This window comes from Bradyrhizobium sp. 179 (genome assembly GCF_023073535.1).
Lineage (GTDB): Bacteria > Pseudomonadota > Alphaproteobacteria > Rhizobiales > Xanthobacteraceae > Bradyrhizobium.
Genome location: NZ_JADPJR010000022.1, coordinates 31,520 through 39,660, shown reverse-complemented (window position 1 = coordinate 39,660; position 8,141 = coordinate 31,520). Strand labels below are relative to the sequence as shown.

The following is an 8,141-nucleotide window of genomic DNA, read 5'->3' as shown; positions in this document are numbered from 1 at the left end:
CCGCGATTACCCACGGGTGTAGGTAGGCATTCTTTCGCTCTGATAAGAGATGGTGCTCAAATTGTATCGATTGTCGGAGGCGAAGTCCGCTTTGGGTCAATCGCGTCGGTTTGACCCTCGGATGCAAACTTCCGGTCTACCCCAGCGACCAGACATGTCCCTGCATTGCACTAACAGAAGCGATGGGCCACAAGCCGGCATACAGCTTGTCACCGTTTCGCCATTGGCTTTGCGAGCTCACGGGCGCCGTCGATGACGAGCTGCACAACCGGGCTGACGGCGCGATCCTTGACGGTAACCATCCCGTTTGGTCGACGTGCCGCCGGCAGTTCGACGGGTAGGATCTTGAGCGCCGCCCCTTTGGCGAGGAATGTCAGTGCGGAAGCCGGGAAGACCGTGAGGAACCGCCCCGTCTCCAGCAGGCTGACCCGCATATGAGGGGAGTCAGTGACCACTGTCGCGCGTGGATACTCAAATCCGCTGCCACGAAAGGCTTGCGTGATAATCGATCCGATCACGCTCTCCCGGGGTGGCAGGACCCATCGCTCCTCCGCGAGATCGGAGAGCCGGATGTTGCGCCGCCGCGCCCATGGATTTTTTGCACCCGCCACGACGACATAGCTATCTTCAAAAAGAAACTCGAAACGCAAACGCTCGTCAGCAATCGAGCCGCCGCTCCGCACGATCAATAAATCAACCTTGCGCTCGCTCAGGTCGCGGTGCAGTGCCTCCTGGTAGCCGGTCACGAGCTGAAATCTGATCCGCGGATGACGCCGGGAGAGCCGGTCTATGAGAGCGGAAACAAAGCTCGCCGCCAGAAAGGCCGTGCTTCCAATCCGCACTTCTCCAGCGGTGGGGTCGGCCAGAAATTCGATGCTCTTCACGCCCTGGCGCAGTTCGTCGAAAACGGCTGTGCCGCAATCGAGCAGGGCGCGGCCGCACTCGGTCGGCTCAATTCCGCGCCGGTGGCGATCCAACAAGCGGACGCCGAACTCATGCTCAAGTTCCGCGATCGATCTCGAAATATTGGGCTGAGTGGTATTGAGCATGAGCGCCGCCTTGCCCATGCTGCCGGCCTGCACCACCGCCATCAGCACATGCAGGTCCTGCAGCTTCATTCGTTTTCCAATGCGATCGCTCATCTGCATGAAAGCACCCATTTCTGTTTTGAGATGATCTCATCAGACAATAGCCTTATGCGGTTATGACAGCATCAACTATCCTCGGCCGTTGAAGAGAGCCGGTGCGAGTGCGGGTTCGACGGAGCAAAATCCATGACGCCCTCCCGACGTCAGTTTCTGCACCTTGCAGTGGGGGTGGCCACGCCATCTCTGCTGTCGGGCAGGGCTTGTGCAGATATTTACCCAGCGCGGCCTGTCCGCATCATGGTTGGCTTCGCGGCGGGCGGCCCAAATGACATCCTTGCGCGTCTGGTCGGGCAATGGTGGTCGGAGCGGCTCGGCCAGCAATTTATCGTCGAGAACCGGCCCGGAGCGGGAAGCAATATCGCCACTGATGCGGTCGTGCGTGCGTCTCCGGACGGCTATACGCTCCTGCTGGTTGGTTCCTCCAACGCGATTAATGCGACGCTTTACGAGAATCTTGATTTCAATTTCCTGCGGGATATTGCGCCGGTCGCGGGTCTGACCCGTGGCGCCCTGGTGATGGTGATACACCCATCGATTCCTGCCACCACGATTCCAGAGTTCATCGCCTACGCCAAAGCCAATCCGGGGAAGCTCTCGTATGGTTCGGGCGGAGTGGGCGGGATCACACATATCGCCGCGGAACTGTTCAAACAGGAAGCAGGTGGACTCGATCTTCAGCATGTGCCCTATCGAGGCGTGGCGCCCGCGATCACGGATCTGCTCGGAGGTCAGGTGCAGGTCGTCTTTGTGAACCTGGCGCCATCGATCGGCTACATCGGCAGCGGCAAGCTGCGCGCGCTCGGGATAACGACGACGGCGCGATCAGAAGCGCTGCCGGATGTGCCAGCCATCGGCGAGTTCGTGCCCCGTTACGAGGCGAGTTCAGTGTTCGGCATCGGCGCCCCGAAAGACACGCCAATCGAGATTATCGACAGGCTGAACAAGCAGGCCAACGCCGCACTGGCCGATTCGGGGTTCAAGATGCGCCTCCGTAGCCTCGATGCTACGGGACTGGGCGGCTCGCCCGCCGATTTCGGCAAGGTCATGGCCGGTGAAACCGAGAAGTGGGCCAGAGTGATGAGGCTCGCGAAGATCCGACTGGAGTAGTGCGGCGAAGTCTTAGATGGCCGCAGCCTCTATACCGGGTATCGCCAGCCAAACCGGCCGTTGGCCTCCATCCCTAACAACGTTTGGATGCGACATGCAGGGGAAGTTCAGCAAGATTTGCGCGAAAGGCGGCGGCGCGTTCGATTGCTATCTGGTCACGCCCAAGCCGGAAAAGCCTGTTGCTGCCGTTGTGCTTGCTTCCGCTATCCATGGCGTGGATGCGGACATGCTCGCAATCGCCGACGAGCTTGCTTCATACGGCTTCATTGCGGCGGTGCCGGATCTGTTCTGGCGCTCGATTGCCGGCCCGCTTTCGCGGAACGACCCACGCGCGGCCCAGCGCGCGCAGCCGCGCCTTGAGCAAATCAAGGCCGGCGAAGACGACATGATCGACAGCTTGAGGCACCTCGGCACTATCCCGCAGTTCAATGGCCGGGCCGCGGTTATGGGATTTTGCTATGGCGGTCCGTACGCGATTCTTGGGCCGAAGCGGCTTGGCTATGCTGCTGGTATCTGCTGTCACGGATCCGAGATGCGGGACTATCGTCACGAGCTTGTCGGGATTCGTGAGCCGGTCTGCCTCATTTGGGGCGATAAGGACAATCGCGCGGCGGCCGATGTGCTGGAGGCGTATCGTGATTTGGCGGTGCGCACGGCCAACGTTGAAGTGCACGTCTTTCCCGGCGTGCTCCACGGCTACATGATGCGGGCAAGCCCGTCCTTCGATCGGGCGGCACATGCTTTTTCGATCAAGCGCGCCCGTGAAATTCTTGGAGGTCTCGAGTCGGCGGATCGATGAAGCAATTAGGTTCAATGTCCGCTCGGGGTCAAACTCGACAAAACTCAGAGTGAGCATAATGCGTCCGCTTTCGGGCACATCGCGGCCATCCCGTCGGCTGGGGCCCGTTGAGCCTGACTGCCGAGCCATGATTCAAATCCCCTGACGAATGGGGCCGAATCATGCGCTACGAACTCTCCGACGAGGAATGGACTGCCATCAGGCCGATGCTGCCAAACAAGCCGCGCGGTGTGCCGCGGGTGAATGACCGTCGCGTCCTCAATGGCATCTTCTGGGTGCTACGATCCGGGGCACCATGGCGCGATCTACCAGACGCCTTTGGCCCGTACACCACTTGCTACAATCGCTTCGTTCGTTGGCGACGAGCAGGTGTGTGGGCGGCGATTATGAACGCCTTGGCTGCCGCCCACGATGCCGCTGTGCAAATGATCGACACGTCGATTGTCCGCGTGCATCAACATGGAGCCTGCATCAACCGCAATAAAAGACAATGCATGGGGCGGTCACGGGGCGGGTTGACCAGTAAGATTCATGCGGTCGCAGATACAAACGGCCTACCGGTCCGAGTTGCGCTGACGCCTGGAGAAGCCCACGACAACCGGCTTGCTGGAAAACTCTTGTCTCGCATGAAGCCTGGATCGATGCTGCTGGCGGACCGTGGCTACGACGCCGATTGGATTAGAGAACTTGCGATCAAGAAAGGAGCATGGGCCAACATCCGCCGAAAAGCAATCGCAGCGAACCGATCTGCTTCAGTCCCTACCTGTATCGCGCTCGCAATCGAGTTGAGCGGTTCTTCAACAGGATCAAGCAATGTCGTCGGGTAGCGACGCGCTACGACAAACATGCCGCCAACTACCTTGCATTCGTCCAACTCGCTTCAATCAGGCTATGGCTCGGCGCTAATGAGTCCACGTCCTAGTCACCAAAAATTATTTCAGAACCTTGCTGGGAGATATTGCAAAGCTACCGAAAGTTGTGCACGCTGCGACGAAGTATCGCATTGTTCCATCGAGATGGATTTTGCAGCCATCGATCATCACCGGACATCAATTTGTTCGATGGCAAGCAGAGCGGGTAAGGGGTGTCTGGACTGCATGGGGCAAAAGCTAGAATAATCCGCCGAATCTAAGCCTTCACTGAAGTCAAATCTTCAGCGCGCGAGCGTGCTGACACGAAGTGGAAAGCCGAGAAGCTCGCCACGCAGCACGGCTATGCGGAAATCTCAACGATTTGAACGTGCCGCTGTCGGTTGCTCGTGCCGACGGACGCTATCCTTTTGTGCCTGCGCGGACCTCGTCATGGAAAGAAAATACAGCCTAAGACTGCAAATCACATCCGGGCATCACGAGCGCCGAATCTGACGAGAAGCACGGTCAGGGGGAGGCGCGGATGACTTTGGAGGAAGTCAAGCAAGACACGGGACTGCAGTGCCTGGCATTGCTGCTGCGGTTTCATCAGATTTCGATTGATCCCGCGCAAATCGCTCACCAGTTTTCCGGTGAGCCGGTCGGCGTGCTGGAGATGCTGCGCTGCGCCAGGCAACTGAAGTTGAAGGCGAGGGCGGTTCGTGAGAGCTGGACAGGGTTGGCGCATCTGTCATTGCCCGGCATCGTCGAGCGTCGCGATGGCACCTTCGTGATCTTGGGCAAGGTCGGCACCGACGACGTGCTCGTCCACGACCCCGCGGCCAATCGCCCGCAGATCGTCAAGCGAGCCGAGTTCGAAGAAGCCTGGACCGGTCGGATCGTGCTGATGACGCGGCGGGTCTCGCTGTCCGATTTGGCGCGGCGGTTCGACATCACCTGGTTCCTGCAAGCCATGCACAAATATCGCCGGCTGCTCGGCGAGGTGCTGGTCGCATCATTGTTCCTGCAGTTGTTTGGGCTGGTGACGCCGCTGTTCTTCCAGGTCGTGACAGACAAGGTGCTCGCGCATCGAGGCTACACCACGCTCGACGTGCTGGTCTTCGGCCTGATTGCGGTCTCGATCTTTGAGACCGTCCTGGGCGGCTTACGCACCTATGTCTTTTCTCACACTACCAACCGAATCGACGTGGAGCTCGGCGCGCGCCTGTTCCGTCACCTGATCGCACTGCCGATCGCCTATTTCGAGGCGCGGCGGGCCGGCGACTCCGTCGCGCGGGTCCGTGAGCTCGAAAATATCCGTAATTTCCTCACCAGCTCGGCGCTGACGCTGGTGATCGATCTCGGCTTCACTTTCGTGTTCCTAGCGGTGATGTTCTACTATTCCCCGTTCCTGACCTGGATCGTGGTCGGCTCGTTTCCGTTCTATGTGGCGATCTCCGCCGGCGTTACGCCGGTTTTCCGCGAGAGGCTGGACAGGAAATTCGATCGTGGAGCTGAGAATCAGGCATTTTTGGTCGAAAGCGTCGGCGCAATCCAGACCCTGAAGGCAATGGCCGTCGAACCGCAGATGCAGCGGCGCTGGGAAGAGCAGCTCGCCGGCTATGTCAGCGCCAGTTTCGACGTGCTGTCGCTCGGAAACTGGGCGAGCCAATCGGTACAGTTCGTCAGCAGGGTCGTCACCGGGCTGACACTGTATTTCGGGGCGCGGCTCGTCATCGACGGAGATCTCTCGGTCGGCGAGCTTATCGCCTTCAACATGTTGGCCGGGCGCGTCGCCCAGCCGGTGCTGCGGCTGGCCCAGCTCTGGCAGGATTTCCACCAGGCGCGGGTCTCGATCGCAAGGCTTGGTGACATCCTCAACACCGCCCCTGAGCCAATGTTCGATCCTTCGCGCGCGTCGCTGCCGCCGATCAAGGGCGAGGTTGCTTTCGACCACGTCAGCTTCCGCTACCGGCCGGATACCTCGCTCGCGCTCCAGGACATCTCGCTGAAGGTGATGCCTGGGCAGGTCATCGGGATCGTTGGTCCGTCCGGTTCGGGCAAGTCGACCCTGACGAAATTGATCCAGCGGCTCTACGCGCCGGAGGCCGGCCGTATTCTGATCGACGGCATCGATCTGACGGTCGCCGATGTCGCGTGGCTGCGTCGCCAGATCGGCACCGTCCTGCAGGAGAACGTGTTGTTCAACCGCACCATCCGCGAGAACATCGCGCTGACCGATCCCGGCATGGCGATGGAGCGGGTCATTGCCGCAGCCGAGCTTGCCGGCGCCCACGAGTTCATTCTCGCCCTGCCGGATGGCTACAACACCGTCGTCGGCGAACGCGGCGCCAGCCTGTCCGGCGGGCAGCGCCAGCGCATCGCGATTGCGCGCGCACTCGTGACAAATCCCCGGGTCCTGATCTTCGACGAGGCAACCAGCGCCCTCGACTACGAGAGCGAGAACATGATCCAGCGCAACATGCGCAAGATCTGCGCCGGGCGCACTGTCTTCATCATCGCCCACCGCCTCTCGGCGGTGCGCCACGCCGATCGCATCCTCACCATCGAGGCGGGGCGCCTAGTCGAGGACGGCACGCACGACGAACTGATCAAGAACGCCGGGCGATACGCCATGCTGCACCAGATCCAGGCGGGGCTCCATGTCGTCGGCTGATGTGATTGAACGCAAAAGCCGCGCGTTCTGGCGCCGCCAGCGCGACGCGCGTGAATTCTTGCCGGCTGCGCTGGAGATCCTTGAGACGCCGGCCTCGCCCGTGGGACGCCTGGTCGCGCTGACCATCATCCTGTTCTTTGCCCTTGCGATCGGCTGGGCGACGATCGGCCATGTCGACATCATCGCGACGGCCACGGGCAAGGTGGTGCCGACCGGCCGCACCAAGACCATCCAGCCGCTGGAGACCGGGATCGTTGCGGCGATCCATGTTCGTGATGGCGACAAGGTTTCAGCCGGCGACATCCTGGTTGAGCTGGATCGCACGGTGACGCAGGCCGAACACAAACGGGTGAGGCAGGATCTGGTCGCAAGCCTGCTCGACGTTGCCCGCCTGTCGGCGCTGCGCCGGAGTTTTGCGCACCTCAACACGCCCGAGGATATCGAGGCGCTGGCCGGCGCGTCCGAGGTCGAGATCGCGCGGTCCCGTTCGAGCCTGCTGGCGCAGGCTGCGGAGCAGGAGGCGAAGCTTGCCGTCGTCGTCCAGCAGATCGACCAGAAGCGCGCCGAGGCGCAGTCAGTGACGGCCGCGATTGCCAAGATCGATGCGACGCTGCCGCTGCTCGAGGAGACCCTGACCATTCGCAAGAAGGCGATGGACATTCAGTACGGCAACCGCATCGCCTGGCTCGACGCGCAGACGAAGCTCGTGGACCAACAGAACGAGCGGATCCTCCAGGAGCGCAAGCAAGTCGAGATCGAAGCCGCCCGTCGCGCCCTCGAACAGCAGCTGGCCTCGACAAAATCAGGTTTCGAGCGGCAGGTGCTAAGCGATCTCGCCGATGCCCAGAAGAAGGCCGATGAGTTCCGCCAGGATCTCGTCAAGGCGCAGCAGAAGACCGAGGAACAGATCCTTCGCGCGCCGATCGACGGTACGGTGCAGCAGCTCGCCATTCACACTGTCGGCGGCGTGGTGTCACCGGCGCAGCAATTGATGATGATCGTGCCGCGCGGCTCCAGCATCGAGGTTGAGGCTTTGATCTCCAACCGCGATATCGGCTTCGTCGAAGCCGGGCAGGACGCCGAGATCAAGATCGATACCTTCAACTTCACCCGCTATGGCCTGCTGCACGGCAAGGTCATCAGCGTCTCGCGCGATGCGATCGTCAAGGACAAGCCGGCGGACAGGTTCGGCGCCGCGAAGCAGGGCGGGGCGCTCTCGGAATCGAGCGAGCCGGCAGGCCAGGAGTTGCTCTACACCGCGCGCGTCTCGCTCGACGGCACGACGATGCAGATCGAAGACAAGATGGTCAATGTCGCGCCGGGAATGGCCGTGACGGTCGAGATCAAGACAGGGCAGCGAAGGATCATCGAATACGTGATGTCGCCGCTGCTGCGCTACAAGCAGGAGAGCTTGAGGGAGCGATGAACAAGTTGCAGGCTATCCATGCTCAGGTAACGTCGGCAGTTCTCTCGAGCCATTTGCAGAGGCGAACGGTGGATGCAAACCAATTCACAAACGCGATCGCTGCGATCAATAACGTTTCGACAGTCCTTTCCATAGC

Annotated in this window: 6 protein-coding genes; 5 read left to right on the top strand and 1 reads right to left on the bottom strand. The window is 60.8% G+C overall.

Annotated features, from left to right (window positions below; genetic code table 11):
• Nucleotides 1–209 precede the first annotated feature (209 nt).
• Nucleotides 210–1,118, bottom strand: coding sequence for a LysR family transcriptional regulator (locus IVB12_RS04015; protein WP_247295875.1), 909 nt, complete (start codon nt 1,116–1,118; stop codon nt 210–212).
• A 156-nt stretch (nt 1,119–1,274) separates the two neighbouring features.
• Here IVB12_RS04015 and IVB12_RS04010 point away from each other — a divergent pair, with 156 nt between their 5' ends.
• The 5 genes from IVB12_RS04010 to IVB12_RS03990 all read left to right on the top strand — a co-directional run bounded on the left by IVB12_RS04010 (nt 1,275) and on the right by IVB12_RS03990 (nt 8,005).
• Nucleotides 1,275–2,255: a tripartite tricarboxylate transporter substrate binding protein gene (locus IVB12_RS04010; RefSeq protein WP_247295873.1), complete on the top strand. Its 981-nt coding sequence runs from the start codon at nt 1,275–1,277 to the stop codon at nt 2,253–2,255.
• Nucleotides 2,256–2,349: 94 nt separating this feature from the next.
• Complete coding sequence (locus tag IVB12_RS04005) at nt 2,350–3,054, top strand: dienelactone hydrolase family protein (RefSeq protein WP_247295871.1); 705 nt, start codon at nt 2,350–2,352, stop codon at nt 3,052–3,054.
• 161 nt (nt 3,055–3,215) lie between these two features.
• A protein-coding gene (locus IVB12_RS04000; protein ID WP_247295868.1) for an IS5 family transposase occupies nt 3,216–3,976 on the top strand; the annotation gives its coding sequence in 2 pieces (ribosomal slippage) (nt 3,216–3,771 and nt 3,771–3,976; 762 coding nt in all).
• 476 nt (nt 3,977–4,452) lie between these two features.
• Nucleotides 4,453–6,579: a type I secretion system permease/ATPase gene (locus IVB12_RS03995; protein ID WP_276578156.1), complete on the top strand. Its 2,127-nt coding sequence runs from the start codon at nt 4,453–4,455 to the stop codon at nt 6,577–6,579.
• On the top strand, nt 6,566–8,005 hold the full coding sequence (locus IVB12_RS03990; RefSeq protein ID WP_247295862.1) for an HlyD family type I secretion periplasmic adaptor subunit: 1,440 nt from the start codon (nt 6,566–6,568) through the stop codon (nt 8,003–8,005). The genes IVB12_RS03995 and IVB12_RS03990 overlap by 14 nt, the downstream gene beginning before the upstream one ends.
• The last annotated feature ends 136 nt before the right edge of the window (nt 8,006–8,141 follow it).